Source organism: Glutamicibacter arilaitensis Re117 (assembly GCF_000197735.1).
Taxonomy (GTDB): Bacteria; Actinomycetota; Actinomycetes; order Actinomycetales; family Micrococcaceae; genus Glutamicibacter; species Glutamicibacter arilaitensis.
This window is the reverse complement of the sequence record NC_014550.1, coordinates 3,673,117-3,688,565: the sequence shown is the minus strand read 5'-3', so window position 1 is coordinate 3,688,565 and position 15,449 is coordinate 3,673,117. Positions and strand designations below refer to the sequence as shown.

The window sequence follows — 15,449 nt, the reverse complement described above, 5'->3', positions numbered from 1 at the left end:
GCCGCAGCTTTTCGAAGGACCGATCATGACTCTCGCCCCCGACACCGTGCGCACCGTGCCGTTGACCGACGCCCAGGCCGGTATGGTCCACGCAGAACTCGCCGCCCCCGGCTCCGCGGACTTTTCCGTCGGTGACGCCGTGGTTTTCCGTGGCCGCATCTCCGCCGCCACCCTGGCCGAGGCGGTGCAACGCACCCTGGCGGAGATTCCGTGGCTCGGATATCGCTTTGATGCGCAGCTCATGGCGCTGGTATCTGGTGAAGGCCCGGCCGTCCCGTCCGCGCCGCGGCTGCTGCCTCCGGGGGTGCTGCGCGGGGAGCTCACCGGCAACTCGGACCGCCAGCTGGCCGAGCAGCTGCGCGCCGAGTATCTGCCGCGCATTACCCTGGAATCGCGGCTACTGCGCGAACAACTGCTGCTCACTAGCCTGGATACTGACGTGCAGCCGGTCGCGGTGTGGGTGCTGGCCGCCCACCACGTGCTTTTCGATGGCTACGGCATCACGCTGCTCGCCCGCCGCGTGACCGAGCACTACACCGCCCTGGTCGCCGGGAGCCCGGTCCCGGAAACCCCCTTCACATCACCGGGTCAGGTGCTTGCCGCGGAAGCCCGGTACCACGGGTCTGCCGCGGAGGAAAGGGACCGCGGCTACTGGCAGGCCCGGCTGGACGGGCAGGACCATCGGCCCACACGGCTGGCCGGGCTGCTCGGCGCCGCCGGACAGCGTCCGGACGCCTCCGCCGTCGTACGGCTGCGCCTGACCGGACGCCCGCTGTCCCTGGGCCGTTTCTCCGGCACGGCCCCGACGGGCTCGGACGCCTCCCGGGCGACTTGGGCCGACGCCGCGATCGCCGCGCACGCCCTGTTGGCTGCTCGGCTGACCGGCGCCAGCCACACAATTATCGGCCTGCCGGCCATGAACCGCACCGGGGCCGCGGCCCTCTGCGCGATCCCGACCATCAACGTGCTGCCGCTGGTGCTGGATGTGGACCCCGCTGGCACCGTGGGGCAGCTGCTGGAGTCGGTGGCCGCCGCCCGCGCCGAGCTGTCCCGGCACGGCAGGTACCGCTCCGAGCAGCTCATGCGCGATCTGCGCCTGGTCGGCTCCGACACCACGCTGACCGGCACCGAGATCAACATCAAGGCCTTTGACTTGCCGCTGAGCGTGCCCGGCGGCACCGTGTCGCTGCACGCCCTGTGCGAGGGGCCGGTGGATGACATCTGCCTGAATCTGCTGCCGGAGCCCGGTACTGGCGGAGTCGTCGCCGTGCTCACCGCGCCGGCCGGGACCCTGGCCGCCGCGGACGCCGTGGTGCTGCTGGAAACCTACGGGCTGCTGCTGGAACGGCTCGCCACGGCGGACCCTTCCACCCGGCACGCCGAATTTTCCCTGGCCCCGGACAGCGCGCTGGCCCCGCTGGCCGGAGAGGCCGCGGCCGAAACCGCCCCGCCGGTGCTCGAAGTACTGTTCGCGGCCAGCACAGCCGCCGCCCCGGAAGCCGCGGCGATCACCTGCGAGGGGGTCACGCTCAGCTACCGGGCGCTGGCAGCCCGGGCCGACGCGATCGCCGCCGCCGTGCTGGCGCAGGATGGTGGCGCGGCAACCGGGCGCTATGTGCTGATCGACCTGGAGCGCGGCCTGGACTACGTGGCCGCGATCCTCGGCATCGCCAAGGCCGGTGCCACCAGTGTCCCGCTGGACCCGAACGCGCCAGCGCAGCGCAACCAGCGCATCGCCGCACGGCTGGCCGGCCAGGATCTGCGCACCCCGCTCGTGCTGTCCGCCGACGCGCAGGGGTGGGCCGGCTATCCGGTGTTGGATCCGTCCTCCGTGCCCGCGCCGACCGGCCCGATCCCGGTAGCTGACGTCCCCCGTTCGACGCCTAGTTACCTGCTGCATACTTCCGGTTCCACCGGGGAGCCCAAGGCCGTGGTGGTTTCCCGCGAAGCCTTCGCGCACTGGGCCGGATACCACCGGCATGCAGGTTTCCTGGGCACGGCGGGGGAAAAGATTGCCCAGTCGCTGCCGCTGCACTTCGACGGCGCCTGGTGCACCTTGCTCGGGGTGGCGCTGGGCCACCATGTGCACCTGATCAGTCACGAAGTGGCCCGCGATCCCGAAGCCCTCGCGGTCCAGGTGCGTGAACACGCCATGACCTGGATGGACATGACCCCTTCGCTGGCCGCCCCGCTGCTGGATACGGGACTGTTCGCTCCCGGAACCCCGGTACGCCGGCTGTCCGTGGGCGGCGAGGGTTGCAGCCAGGTGCTCTGGGAGAAATTGCGGGATCTGGGCCGCCTCGTGGTCGAAAACCTCTATGGGCCCACCGAATTCACCGTGGACGCGCTGGTCGCCAACGTGGCGCAGAGCCCCGACGTAGTGGTCGGCCGCCCGCTGGCCGGGCTGAAGGCCGCGGTGCTGGACCCAGCGCTGCGCCCGCTGCCGCCCGGCCTGCCCGGGGAACTGTATTTGTCAGGACCGCAGGAAGCCCACGGATACCTGGGGCAGGGCGCCCTGACCGCCTCCCGTTTCGTGGCAGATCCAGCCGGCGACGGCACCCGCATGTACCGCACCGGGGACCGGGCGGTGCTCGGCCACGACGGGCTGCTGCGCTTCCTGGGCCGCGATGACGGCCAGGTGAAGATCCGCGGCTACCGAATCGACGTGGGCGAAGTGGAAACGGCACTGGCAGCGCTGCCCGGGGTTGCCCACGCCGTGGTCCGGGCCCGGGCCGCGCAGCTGCTGGCATGGGTGGTTCCCGCGAATTCCGAGGGAGCCGCGCTGGTTGCCGACGCCGAACAGTGGCGCGCGGCGCTGATCCGGGTCTTGCCGCCGCAGATGATTCCGCATGCGCTGACCACCATCGACCGGCTGCCGCTGGGCACCACGGGCAAGCTGGATGAAAACCAGCTGCCAGATCCCCGGCCCGCTAACGTCCCCGGGGGCGCCCCGGTGAACGGACCGGCCCAACAGGCGGTGGCCGCCGCCATGGCCGCGGCGCTGGGCATCCAGGTGCAGGCGCTGGGCGCCGCATCGGATTTCTTCGCCGAAGGCGGGGACTCGATCACCGCGATCGCGGTGGTCTCCGCGTTGCGCCAGGCCGGCTACTCCTCCTCGGTGGGGTCGGTCTTCGCCGAGCGCACCGTCGCGGGAATCGCCGCCAAGACCACCGCGCTGGCCGCGGATTCGACCGCAGCGGCAGCGCCTGCCGGCACTGCCGACCTGGTGCAGCTGGATGACGCGGCGCGCAGCCGGCTTTCGGCCATGCTGACCCGTCGCCGCCGCTAAACGCGCAGCCATCCCCTGCGCATTTTCAGACTTCATTGCTTTCAGACTTCGTTGCTTTATGAACCGCAGCCCAAAGGACCCCATGACCGAGCTGACCCGACACGACGTCGAAAATTCCCACGGCCTGCCCGACACCGGGCAAGCCCCCGACCCGCTGGACGCGCAGCTGGCCTGGTGGCCGACCACCGCCTTGCAGCGCGGTCTGGTGGCCCACACGCTGATGCTCCACGACCAAGAGCAGGCGTCCGACCCGTACGTCGGCCAGACCCGTGTCCGGTTGGCTGGTCCGCTTGACCCTGACGAGGCCCGCGCCGCCACGCTGGGCCTGCTGCGCCGGGTGGAAAACCTGCGTGCCGGCTTCCTGCTGGACGAGACCGGTGACCCGGTTTCCTTCGTGGAGCCATGGAACGAGGAGCTGGCGGCCCGGGCGTTCACCACCGGACCGGACGTCGAGGCGCTGGCCGGCGCGCAGTCCGCGGCCGGGTTCGACCTGCAGGACCCGCCGCTGCTGCGCTTCGCCCTGGCCTCGGAATCATCATCGGCCCATGAGCTGGTCATCACCGCGCACCATCTCGTCCTCGACGGCTGGTCCATGCCGCTGCTGCTGGGCCAGTGGCTGCGGGAGCTGGCCGCCGTGCGCGGCACCCGCGCCCCGTCCGACCTGCCCGCCGCCACCGGCAGCTACGCCGAGCACCTGGGCTGGATCGCCTCCGCTGATCGCGAGGCCGCCGCCGCGTTCTTCGCACAGACCCTGGCCCATGCCGACACCGGGCCGCGCCCGCACTTCCTCGGCGCACCCGCGCTGGCCGGCACCGGCCAGGCGAGCGAAACCCGCGAACTGCCTGCAGCCACCGTCACGGCGCTGAACGCCGCCGCCCGCACCCATGGATTCACGCCGGCCACCGCGCTGCGGACCGCCTGGGCCTTGGCCGCGGACTTCGCGGCCGGTACCACCGGCACCGCCTTCGCCCTGCCTGTGGCCCTGCGCGATCCCTCCCGCCCGGACGCCGACACCGTCTGCGGCATGCTCACCGAGACTGTGCTCGCCTCCGGCGACTACCAGCCCGGGGATTCCCTGCTGGACTCCGTGGTGCGCCAGCAGCAGTGGTGGAACCGCAGCCTGGAGCACCAGCACCTTGGTGTTCCGGGCATCGAGCGCGCGCTGTCCGCCACCGGCGAGCTGGCGTGGTCGCTGCTCAGCTTCGACGCCGGCGGCGCACCGGACCGCTTCGCGCTGGACGGGCTTCAGGCCACGTTGAAGGCCACCGGCGACTCCAGCCACTACCCGGTCAACGTGCACGTGCGGGCCGGCGAGCGCTGGCAGATCGAACTGGACTACGACGCGCGTGTCCCCGCGCACGTGGCCGCTACCTTGGCCGAGGCCTTGGTCCGCGGGCTCACCGCGCTGGCACTGGATACGGAGTCCCGCATCGCCGCAATCGAGCTCATGGACCCGGCCCGGGTCAACGGATTCGAGACCTCCGGCCGCGATTACGCCGGAAGCTAGCCGCTGCTGCCCGAGCTCTTTGCCCGCCAGGTCGCCGCCGCGCCGCAGGCCACCGCCCTGGTCGTCGGCGGCACCAGCTACAACTACGCCGAACTCGACGTGCTGGCGCAGCAAGCCGCCGACCGCCTGGCCGGACTGCTGACAACCGCCACCGGCCACCGGAGTCTGGCCGTGCGGCTGCCCCGGGGACTGGACATCGTGGTGGCCCACCTGGCTGCCCTGCGCAGCGCGGTGACCCTGGTGGTGCTGGATAACGGGTGGCCCGCCGCCCGCGTCGAGCGCGCGCTTCAGCTCACCAGCCCGGCGCTGGTCTGGGACGGCGAGGGCCTGCGCGCCACCGGGATCGGATCGCACCCGGCCCCCACACCGATCGCCCCTCAGGCCGCGGACACCGCCGGCATCGTGTTCACTTCCGGCTCCACCGGCGAGCCCAAGGCAGTGGCCGTGCCGCACCGCGCACTGGCCCACCTCGCCGCCCGCCAACAGCGCGAGCTCTACCCGGAGGGCCGCACCCTGCAGGTGGCGCACACCTCCGCCTTCCACTTCGACGCGCACTGGGACGCCTTCCTGTCGTTGTTCACCGGGCATACCCTGCACCTGCTGACCGAGGACGAGTACCTGGACCCGTTCGCGCTGGCCGACTACGTCGCCGCGCACCGCATCGGCTACCTGGACTTCACCCCGACCCTGTGGAACGCGGTGATCTCCAGCGGGGCGATGACCCGGCTGCCGGAAATCTGCGTGGCAGGTGGCGAAAGCTTCCCCGCCGCGCTCTGGCAGCGCATGGGGCAGCTGGCCCGGGAATCCGGTTCCGTCGTCTACAACCTGTATGGCCCTACCGAAGCCACCGTGGATGCGCTGGCCGCGGCCGTGACTGACGCGCCGGAACCGGTGGTCGGCCGCCCGGTCGGCGCCACCGGCGCGCTGGTCCTGGATTCCCAGTTGCGCCGCGTCGCCCCGGGCACTGTGGGCGAACTCTACCTCGCAGGCCCGCAGCTGGCCGAAGGCTACCTTTCGCGCAGCGCGCTGACCGCCGCCCGTTTCACCGCCCACCCCTTCGCCCCGGGGGAGCGCCTGTACCGCACCGGCGACGCCGCGGCCTGGCGTCCGGACGGGCAGCTGGCGCTGCTCGGCCGCACCGACGCGCAGATCTCCCTGCACGGCGTGCGCATCGAACCCGGGGAAATCGAAGCCTTCCTGGCCGGACAGTGCACCGTGCGCCGTGCCGCGGTGCTGAAAGCCACGGACCCGCGGCTGGGCGAACGCCTGGTGGCCTGGGTGGTCCCGTCCGACCCGTCCGACCCGTCCGCCGTGGGCGATCCGCGGCTGGCCGCCGAGCTGCGCGCCGCCTGCGCCGGCGGGCTGCCGCGCGCCATGGTGCCGGCCGCGGTGGTGCTGCTGGAGTCGCTGCCGGTGACCGGCAGCGGCAAGCTGGATTCCCGTGCTCTGCCAGCCCCCGACTTCGGCGTCGCTGACCCGGCCAAGCCAGCGGAATCCGGCGCGGTAGCCGGGGCATCGGAGGCCGAGCTGGCCGCGGTGACCGCGGTGGTCACCCGGGTGCTGGGGCTATCCGACGAACCGTCCCCGGGGCAGCGATTCATGGCCCTGGGCGGAGACTCGATCGCCGCGATCCAGGTCATCGCCGGGCTGCACCGTGAGGGCTACGGCTACTCCGTGGCGAAGTTGCTGGCCGCCGGAACGCTGGCGGACATGGCCCGCGAACTCGAAGCCCGGCAGCCCGAGCCCGCGGCTGCCGGGACCGAGCCTGACGGCACCGGCGCGGCCGGCCGGCTGGCAGCCCTGGGCACTGAACGCTCCGCGGTGCTGGCGGACCGGGCGGCAAGCCTGGGCGCCGTCGCGGTGGACGTGTGGGAGCTGACCGCCACCCAGCTGGGCATGGTGCTGCACCACGAGCGCGAAACCGACGGAACCTACCAGACCACCACCCGCTGGCGCCTGGCCGCAGCGGATGAAACCCGGTTGCCAGATGACGAGCAGGTCGCCCGCGCACTGGATACGCTGGCCGCACGCCATCCCCAGCTGCGCGGCGTGATCTTCCAGCACGACCTGCCCGCCCCGCGCCTGGCCATTTTGGATAGGATGCGTTGGACGCTGCAGACCGAGGATTTGCGGTCGGAGCCGGATATGGCCGCAGCGGTGGGGCGGGTCGAGGAGGCCCTGCGCGCCGAGCCGATGGACCTGGCCACCGGGCCGCTGGCCAGCGGACGATTGTTGCGCATCTCGGACACTGCTTGGGAACTTGTCCTCTGCCTGCACCACCTGCTGGTGGATGGCTGGTCCACCTCGCTGCTCACCGAGGAACTGGACACCCTGCTAGCAGGTGGCCGGTTGCCCGAATCACGCCCGATGACGGGGTATCTCCAGTGGCTGGCCCAGTTGGAAACCAGTTCCGGGCAGCTGGAAGCGGCCTGGCGCAGCGAGTTTGCCGGCTTCGGCGCGCCCACCACGCTGGCCGCGCTGACCCGCGCCGGCGAAGGCACCGTGCGCGCTACCGCTTACCTGCAGGCCCCGTCCGCCGCGCAGCTTTCCGCCGCGCTGCGCGCCTCGGGGCACACCCTGGCCGATGCCGCCCAGGCAGCCTGGGCCACCGTGCTGGCCGCGGCAACAGGAACCGCCGACGTCGCGCTGGGCGCCACCCGCTCCGGCCGCGATGCGGAAGTGCCGGGCATCGACGAGATGATCGGCATGTTCATCACCACCGCGCCGGTGCGGCTGCAGCCGCGTCCGGAAGCCCCCAGCGCGGAGCTGCTGGACGAAGCCCGACGGCAGAACACCGCGCTGGCCCGCGCCGCCCACCTGGGCATGGGCCGGATCAAGTCGGTGCTCGGCGCCGAACCATTCGACACCTTGCTGGTGGTGGAGAACTTCCCTCAACGCGGGGAAACGGCCGTTTCCGGCCTTGAGGTCACTGCGCTCGGCGGCCAGGACGGCACCAACTACCCGGTGTGCCTGACCCTGACCCCGGGCGAGGAGCTGGCCCTGGAAGTCGAGCTGGCTGGCGGGGATCCGCTGGTTGCGGCAGCGCTGGCCCAGGCAGTGCGTACCGCGCTGGCAGCGCTGGCCGGCGGCACCCAGCCGCAGCCCGAGCAGCTGGGACTCGAGATAGTCACCGCACGGCTGGCCGAGGCCGCACGGGCCGAAGCCGATCTCGCAGAGCCTGCTTCGCTTGACCCCGAAAAATCTTCGATTGCGCAGCCCGCCGTCGCGGAGGACACCCGCACCGCGCTGGCCGCCCAGGCAGTCGCCGAGGTGCTCCAGCTCGACTCGGTGGACCCGTCCCGGGACATCTTCGCGCTGGGCGCGGACTCCATGGCAGTGATCGCGCTGATCGGCGCGCTGCGCGCCCGGGGACTGGTCGTTTCGCTGGGCGAGATCTACCGCAACCCCACCGCTGCAGGGTTGGCCGCTGCCGCCGCGGAGGCCGCCCCGACCCGGTCGGCCGAACTGGCCGCCGACGGGACGTTAGCGGATACCCCGGCCCTGGCCTGGTACCGCGGCCTGCTGGATCGAACCGGGGCGGACGGCCGCGGCTTCCAGCAGCTGCGTGTGCTCAACGTGCCCGCCGGCGTCCAGGCCGCCAGCCTGCAACGCGCGCTGACCATTTTGGCCGAACGTCACCCGGCTCTGCGCCTGCGGGTGGACGGCACCGGGGCCGAGGTGCTGCCCGGCGCGAAGCTGCCGCTGACCACGCTGGCCGCCGACTGCGGCGAGCGGCTGTTCTTCGAGGCCTTGCGCACCGCCTGTCTTGAACTGGATGAGCGGACAGGCCGCGTGGCGGCCGCCGTGTACCGCCCGGCCGAGTCGGGCTACGGCGTGCTTGCGCTGGCAGTGCACCACGTTGCCGTGGACATCTACTCCTGGCGCCTGCTGACCGATGACCTGCGCCGGCTGGTTGAAGACACCCATGACACGCCGGACACCCGGGCCCTTCCAGCCGCCTGCGCCAACCTGCGCGCCTGGGCCGCCGCCTCGCACCAAGCCGCGCTGGCCCTGGCCGCCGACCGGGCGCTGGCAGATCGCTGGCTCTCCGTGCTGGATCCGGGGGACCTGGCACAGGTGCGCTACTCGGATTCCCGCCAGCTGGGAACGCTGGCCGACACCCGGGAGGTCGTGCACACCCTGGACGCGGAAACCACACGCGGCCTGCTCGCGCTGGGCGAGGGCTGCGGCATGGACACCGTGCTGCACGCGGCGGTGGCAGGCACACTGGCGGACGGCACCTGCGTGCTGTTGGAGGCCGAGGGCCACGGACGCCCGGCCGGCACCCGCTTCAACGACGCCCGCGATACCGTGGAAGTCGGCAGCACCGTGGGGTGGTTCACCGCCACCTGGCCACTGAGCCTGTCCGCCGCGGCCAGCGGCGGCACCCAGGCGTCGGCGCCTCAAGCCTGGTTGCGTGCAGCACGCGCCGCGTCGGCCGCGCTGCCAACGGATACCGCCAGCTACGGGATGCTGCGCCACCTTGCCGGCTCGGCCGGCGAGAAGCTGGCCGCCGCGGAAGATGCCGCCGGCGCCCAGCTTCTGGTCAATTACCTGGGCCGCGACGCCGTGGCCGACGGCGAATGGCAGCCGGCGGCGGACGCCGCCGCGCTGGAAAGCGAGCTGGGACTGCACCGGGCGCTGCCCGCCACCCACCCGGTGGAACTGAACGCCTACGTCACCGACGCCGCGGACGGCCCGCACCTGGTGCTGCGCTGGCAGCTGGCCGCGGCCAACGCCGCCGGCCGTGGTCTTCCCCAGGCCGTCCGCGCCGCGCTGGCAGGCCTGTCCGGGATGGACCCGCTGGCCGCCGGCACCGCCGGCGCCCTGCATGACGTCGTGGGGCTGGGAACCGCTGAAACCTCGCGGCTGCTGGCCGAACGCCCGGCAGCCCAGGGCGTCTGGCCGCTGACCGGCGTGCAGCAGGCCATGGCCGTGCACGCGGCCGCCGCCCCGCACGACACCTACCTGTCCTTGGCCGGGCTGGAGCTGTTCGGCCCGGTGGACCCGGCGACGCTGCGGAAGGCCGTGGCGGCGCTGGCCGCGGTCCACCCGCAGCTGCGCTCCACCGTGTACTGGCCGGATCACGGAGCCCCGGTGTTCGTCCCGCTGGCCGGGCTCGCCCCGCAGGTGGCCGTGCGCCGCAGCCACGGGCTGGATCCGGAAGCCCGGCAACAGCTCGCCGAGGAGGTCCGTGCCGAGCACATGGCCCGCGGCTTCGACGTGGAAGCCGGTCCGCTGCTGCGGCTGGAACTGGTCGACTTCGGAGCGCACCCGGAAACCGGCGAGCCGCATAGCCAGCTGATCCTGGCCAACCACCACCTGCTGCTGGATGGCTGGTCCATTCCGCCGCTGGTGGATGAGCTGTTCGAACACTACGCGCGCGCCGCAGGGGGAGCCGAGGTGCCGCAGCCGGTAGCCCCTGCCGGCAGCGGCTATGACGCCTTCGCCCGTTCGCTGGCCGCGCGCGACGACCAAGCTCGGGTCGCCGAATGGCGGCGGGTCCTGCCCCCAGGCCGTCCGGGCCACGTGCTGCGCCACCGCGATCCGGAAAATACGGCGCTGCCCACGGTGATCGGCATCCAGCTCGGCGCCCACGTGCGCAAGGCGCTGGCCAAGCGCGCCCGCAAGGCCTCGGCCACGGTGGCCGACGCCGCGAACGCCGCCTGGGCGCTGGTGCTCGGCGCACTGCTTGACACCGACATCCCGGTGTATGGCACGGTCAGCTCCGGCCGCGCCATCGACGTGCCGGGCATGGCCCAGTTGCCGGGCATGTTCATCGACACCCTGCCGGTGGCAGTGGACCTGGAGCAGAAGAATTCCACGGCGCTGCTGGGCGCCGCCCATGCGGCCGGCCGGTGGATCGTTGAATCGGCCGGAGTGCCGCTGTCGAAGATCACCGGCGCCCTGGGCGTGGGCACCCTGTTCGACACCCTGCTGGTTGTTGAAAATTATCCGCAAACCGAGGGGAACACCCCGGACGGGGCCCCGCGCCTGGGCAAAATCCACTCCCAGGACGCCACCGAATACCCGCTGTCCGTCAGCGTCTCGGTGGGCGAGGTGCTGGAAGTCGAACTGGAATTCGGCGCCGAGGTGCCCGAAACCGCCGCCCGCAAGGTGCTCTCGGCCCTGGTGGTGGCCTTCGAATGCCTGGCACTGGGCACCGCGCTGCCGGTGCTGCGCAGGCTGCTGGCAGCCCGGCTGGCTCCGGCGCGCGAGGTCCTGGCCGCGGCCGATGCCCGGCATGCGGCGCCCCGCGGCGCGGACGCAGCGGTTGTGGACGCGGTGGCAGCCGCCTACGGGCAGGTGCTGCGCATGCCAACTGCCGGCGCTGACAGCGACTTCTTCGCCGCCGGGGGCGACTCCATGGCCGCGATGTCACTGCTGAGCGCCCTGCGCAAGTCCGGGTACAAGGCAACGATCTCCCAGGTCTTCGCCAACCCGGTCGCCGCCGACCTGGCCGCCGTGGCGGAACACCTCGTGCCCGCCGCGCCGGCCGCCACCGCCGCCGGGGACAGCGGGGAAGCCCCCGCGGCACCTGCCCCGGCGGCCGGAAAACCCATGATCACGCTTGACGGGGCCTCGATGGCCTCGCTGGCCAACCTGTTGAAGGGAAACTAGTGACCACCTCAACCACCGAGGCGCAGAACGCCGAGCCCCAGAATACCGAGCCGGCCGAACCGGAGATCATCGACGTGCTGCCGCTAGCCCCGCTGCAGAACGGCCTGCTCTTCCACGCGCTCGCCGACCCGGAGGCGCTGGACGTGTACACCATGCAGTCCACCTACCGCTTCGCCGCGCCGGTGGACGTGGCCGCGCTGCGCCAGGCCTGCGCCAGCCTGCTTGAACGCCATCCGATCCTGCGCGCCGGCTTCGCCCACGAACAGTTCGACACCCCCGTGCAGTTCATTCCCGCCGCCGTTCCATTGCCCTGGCGCCAGCTGGACCTGTCCGCGGACCCGCACGCCGGGCGCGAGCTCGAACGGCTGCAGGTTGATGAACGCCAGGCGAAGTTCGAGATGAGCCGGCCGCCGCTGATCCGCTTCGCCTACGCGGACCTGGGGTCCGAGGGAGGCGCCTTGGTTGTCACCAACCACCACATCCTGATCGACGGCTGGTCCGACGCGCTGCTGGTCACCGAGCTGCTGCGGCACTACCGTGCAGGAGGCCGGGACCAGGCGCTGGGCGAGCCGGCCCAGTTCCGCAACTACCTCCAGTGGCTGGCCGAACAGGATGAGCAGGCCGCCCGCGGCGTGTGGCGCGACCAGCTAGCCGGCCTCGCCAACGGCACGCTGGTCGCGCCGGAAGCCGCGGAACGCTCCGCCGTGCTGCCCGAGGTCGTGGAGATGGACCTGCCGGACGGGTTGACCGACGCGCTGATCGCGCTGGCCCGCACCGCGCGGGTGTCGATCAACACCGTGTATTCCCTGGGCTGGTCGCTGGCGCTGCGCCGGCTCACCGGCCAGGACACCGTAGTCTTCGGCTCCACGGTCTCCGGCCGTCCTCCGGAGCTTGCCGGGGTGGACGAGATGATCGGCCTGTTCCTGAATACCGTCCCGGTGGTCACGGAGTTGGATCCGCATACCCGGGTGGATGCACTGCTGCGCCAGGTGCAGGCCCGCCAGGGCGAGAGCCTGCAGGCCCAGTTCGTCGGGCTGTCAACCATCCAGCAGGATGCTGGCATCGGCACCCTGTTCGACACCCTCTACGTCATGCGCAATACTCCGGAGGACGACGCGGCGCTGGACAGGCTCAGCGCTGACACCGGGCTGCTGGAAATCGAGGGCGGGGACGCCACCCACTACCCGCTGACCTTCATAGTGCATCCGGGTGACACCTACCGGCTGATTCTGGCGTATCAGGGCGAGCAGTTTTCGGCCGCGGTCGCGGGCGCCCTGGTGGAATCGGTCATCGCCACCCTGGCAGCGCTGGCCGCCCATGCGCAGGCCCCGCTGGGCACCGCGCTGGCCGCGGCTGCGGGGCAGCCGCAGTCCTCAAAGCTGGCCGGCACCGCACGGCAGCTGGGCGAGGAATCGCTTCTAGCGCTGCTGGAACGCACCGCCGCCGCCCACCCGCAGCGCCCCGCGCTCATCGACGGGGCCCGCACCCTCAGCTACGCCGAGTTGTGGACCGAGGTGTCCTCGATCGCCGGCTGGCTGCGGGCCCAGGGCCTGGGCCCGGGCTCCACCGTGGGATTGGGCCTGCCGCGCGGAAACCGGTTCGTGGCAGCCATCTTCGCCGTGATGGCTGCCGGGGCGGCCTACATCCCCCTGGATGCCGCCTACCCGGATGCCCGAGCCGCGAAGATGTTCGCCACCGCGGGGGCCGACGCGGTGCTGCTGGAACCGGGCTCGTCGCGGGACGCGACCCGGCTCGCGGCCTCCGGGTCGAAGGTGCTGGTGCTGGATGACGCGGCCGCCGGCCATGCCGGGGCCGGGGCGGCGCAGCTTCATTCCGGCTACACGCACGCGGACACCGCCTACCTGATGTTCACCTCGGGCTCCACCGGCGAACCCAAGGGCGTGTCGGTACCGCACCGCGGCCTGGTCAACATGCTGGCCAACCACCGGCGCGAGATCTTCGACCCTGCCAGCTCCCGGGTCCCGGGCCGCCCGCTGGTGGTCGCGCACACCGTGTCCTTCGCCTTCGACATGTCCTGGGAAGAGCTGTTCTGGCTCATCGAGGGGCATACGGTGCACGTGCTGGACGAGGCCCTGCGCCGCGACGCGGGGCAGATGGTCGGCTACCTGCGTGAACATCGCGTGGACGTCATCAACGTGACCCCTTCGGTGGCCTCGGCGCTGCTGGCCGAGGGGCTGTTGGCCGCCGGGACGCACCATCCTGCCTTGGTGCTGCTGGGCGGCGAAGCGGTGGGCGCCGAGGTTTGGGATGCGCTGCGCGCAGACCCGGTGTCCGAGGGATACAACCTCTACGGCCCCACCGAATACACCATCAACGCCCTGGGCGCCGGCACCGGCGGCAGCGCAGTGCCGGTGGTCGGCGGGCCGATCGAGAACACCGAAGCCTACGTGCTGGACAGCGCGCTGCGCCCGGTGGCCGAGGGCGCGCCCGGCGAACTGTACCTGGCCGGCGACGGACTGGCGCACGGCTACGTGGGACGCGCCGCGCTGACCGCCTCCCGCTTCATCGCCAACCCCTTTGGCGTCCCGGGCACACTCATGTACCGCACCGGGGACGTTGTCTCGCTGGACGCCTCCGGGCAGCTGCGCTTCCACGGCCGCTCCGACGCCCAGGTCAAGATCCGCGGCTACCGCATCGAGCCGGGCGAAGTGCAGGCGGTGCTCGCCACTGATCCGCGGGTCGGCTCGGCCGCCGTGCTGGCCCGCCGCATGCCGCAGGGCCACCTGGCGTTGATCGGCTACGTGGTTCCCGCCGCGGGCGCGGACACCGAGGAAGCCCGCGCCGGGCTGTTGGACGCCGTGCGGGCCAGGGCCCGCCGCGAACTGCCGGACTACATGGTCCCGGCCCATCTGGTGCTGATCGAGAAGCTGCCGTTGACCCCGAACACCAAGCTGGATGTCGCCGCGTTGCCGCTTCCCGCCCCGAGCGCAGGCCGGGCCCCGGCCGGCGCCGCGCAGATCGCGGTCGCCGAGGTGTTCAGCACCGTGCTCGGCGTGGATTCGGTGCACGCGGAGGACGACTTCTACGTGCTGGGCGGGGATTCGCTCAAGGCCATGCGCGCCGTGTCGCTGCTGCGCGCGCGTTTCGAGACCCCGCTGACGGTGGGCGCGCTGGCCGCGGCGTCCACCGTGGAACTGCTGGCCTCCAAGCTGTCCGCCGGCACCGATTCCTCCTTCGACATGGTGCTGCCGCTGGCCGGCGGCACGGGGGCCGGCGCCCCGCTGTACTGCTTCCACCCGGCCGGTGGCCTGGGCTGGAGCTACGCCGGGCTGGCCGGGCATCTGGGCCGTGGACGCGAAATCATTGCCCTGCAGTCCCCACGGCTTTCCGGGCCGGCCCCGCAGGACATGGCCGCGCTGCGCGACTGCCTAGTCCAGGCAATCCGCCAGCGTCATCCGCGCGGCCCGTACCACCTGCTGGGCTGGTCCTTCGGGGCGCACCTGGCCCATATGGTGGCCGGCGCGCTGGAGAAGCAAGGGGATGAGGTGCTCACGCTCTCGCTGCTGGACGCGGACACGGTCACCGCGAACCCGGTCCAAGGCCCGGCCCCGGACGACGCCGCCGCCCTGGAACAGGAAGCGCTGAACTTCCTGCTGGCCGGCGCGCTGCGCGAGCTTCCCCAGTGGCTCACGAGCCCCTACCGGCGCGAGGAGGTGCTGGAGTTCCTGGCCGAGGCCGGGGGAGTCTGGAGCCACTTCGCCAGCGACAAGCTGGAGGCGATCCTGGACTCCTACGCCTACAGCGTCGGGCTGCTGCCCGGCGCCCGTTACGACCGAGTGCACGCGGACACCCGCCTATACACCGCGACGATCAGCCGCCACGGGGTGGCTGCCAGCGACCCGGCGCGCGCCGCGGCCGGCTGGGCCGAGCACAGCGCGGGGCACTTCGCCCAGCAGCTTATCGAGGCAGGCCACCACGAGATGACCAGCCCGGCAGCGCTGGGCGTCATCGGGCCGCAATTGCGCGAGGACCTGGCGCGTGCCGAAGCCGAGCACGCCGGCAACTGACCGA

Annotated in this window: 4 protein-coding genes; all 4 read left to right on the top strand. The window is 72.1% G+C overall.

All coding sequences use genetic code 11. From position 1 onward, the window contains the following. The first annotated feature begins 25 nt into the window (after window positions 1-25). The 4 genes from AARI_RS17555 (at window position 26) to AARI_RS17540 (ending at window position 15,445) form a co-directional block, all read left to right on the top strand. Window positions 26-3,289, top strand: a complete 3,264-nt coding sequence (locus AARI_RS17555) for an AMP-binding protein (RefSeq protein WP_013350580.1) — start codon at window positions 26-28, stop codon at window positions 3,287-3,289. Between the two features lie 82 nt (window positions 3,290-3,371). Next, window positions 3,372-4,796, top strand: a complete 1,425-nt coding sequence (locus tag AARI_RS17550) for a condensation domain-containing protein (protein ID WP_013350579.1) — start codon at window positions 3,372-3,374, stop codon at window positions 4,794-4,796. 3 nt (window positions 4,797-4,799) lie between these two features. After that, window positions 4,800-11,417: a condensation domain-containing protein gene (locus AARI_RS17545; RefSeq protein WP_322786116.1), complete on the top strand. Its 6,618-nt coding sequence runs from the start codon at window positions 4,800-4,802 to the stop codon at window positions 11,415-11,417. Continuing rightward, window positions 11,417-15,445, top strand: a complete 4,029-nt coding sequence (locus AARI_RS17540) for a non-ribosomal peptide synthetase (RefSeq protein ID WP_013350577.1) — start codon at window positions 11,417-11,419, stop codon at window positions 15,443-15,445. Before AARI_RS17545 ends, AARI_RS17540 begins: the two co-directional genes overlap by 1 nt. Window positions 15,446-15,449 lie beyond the last annotated feature (4 nt).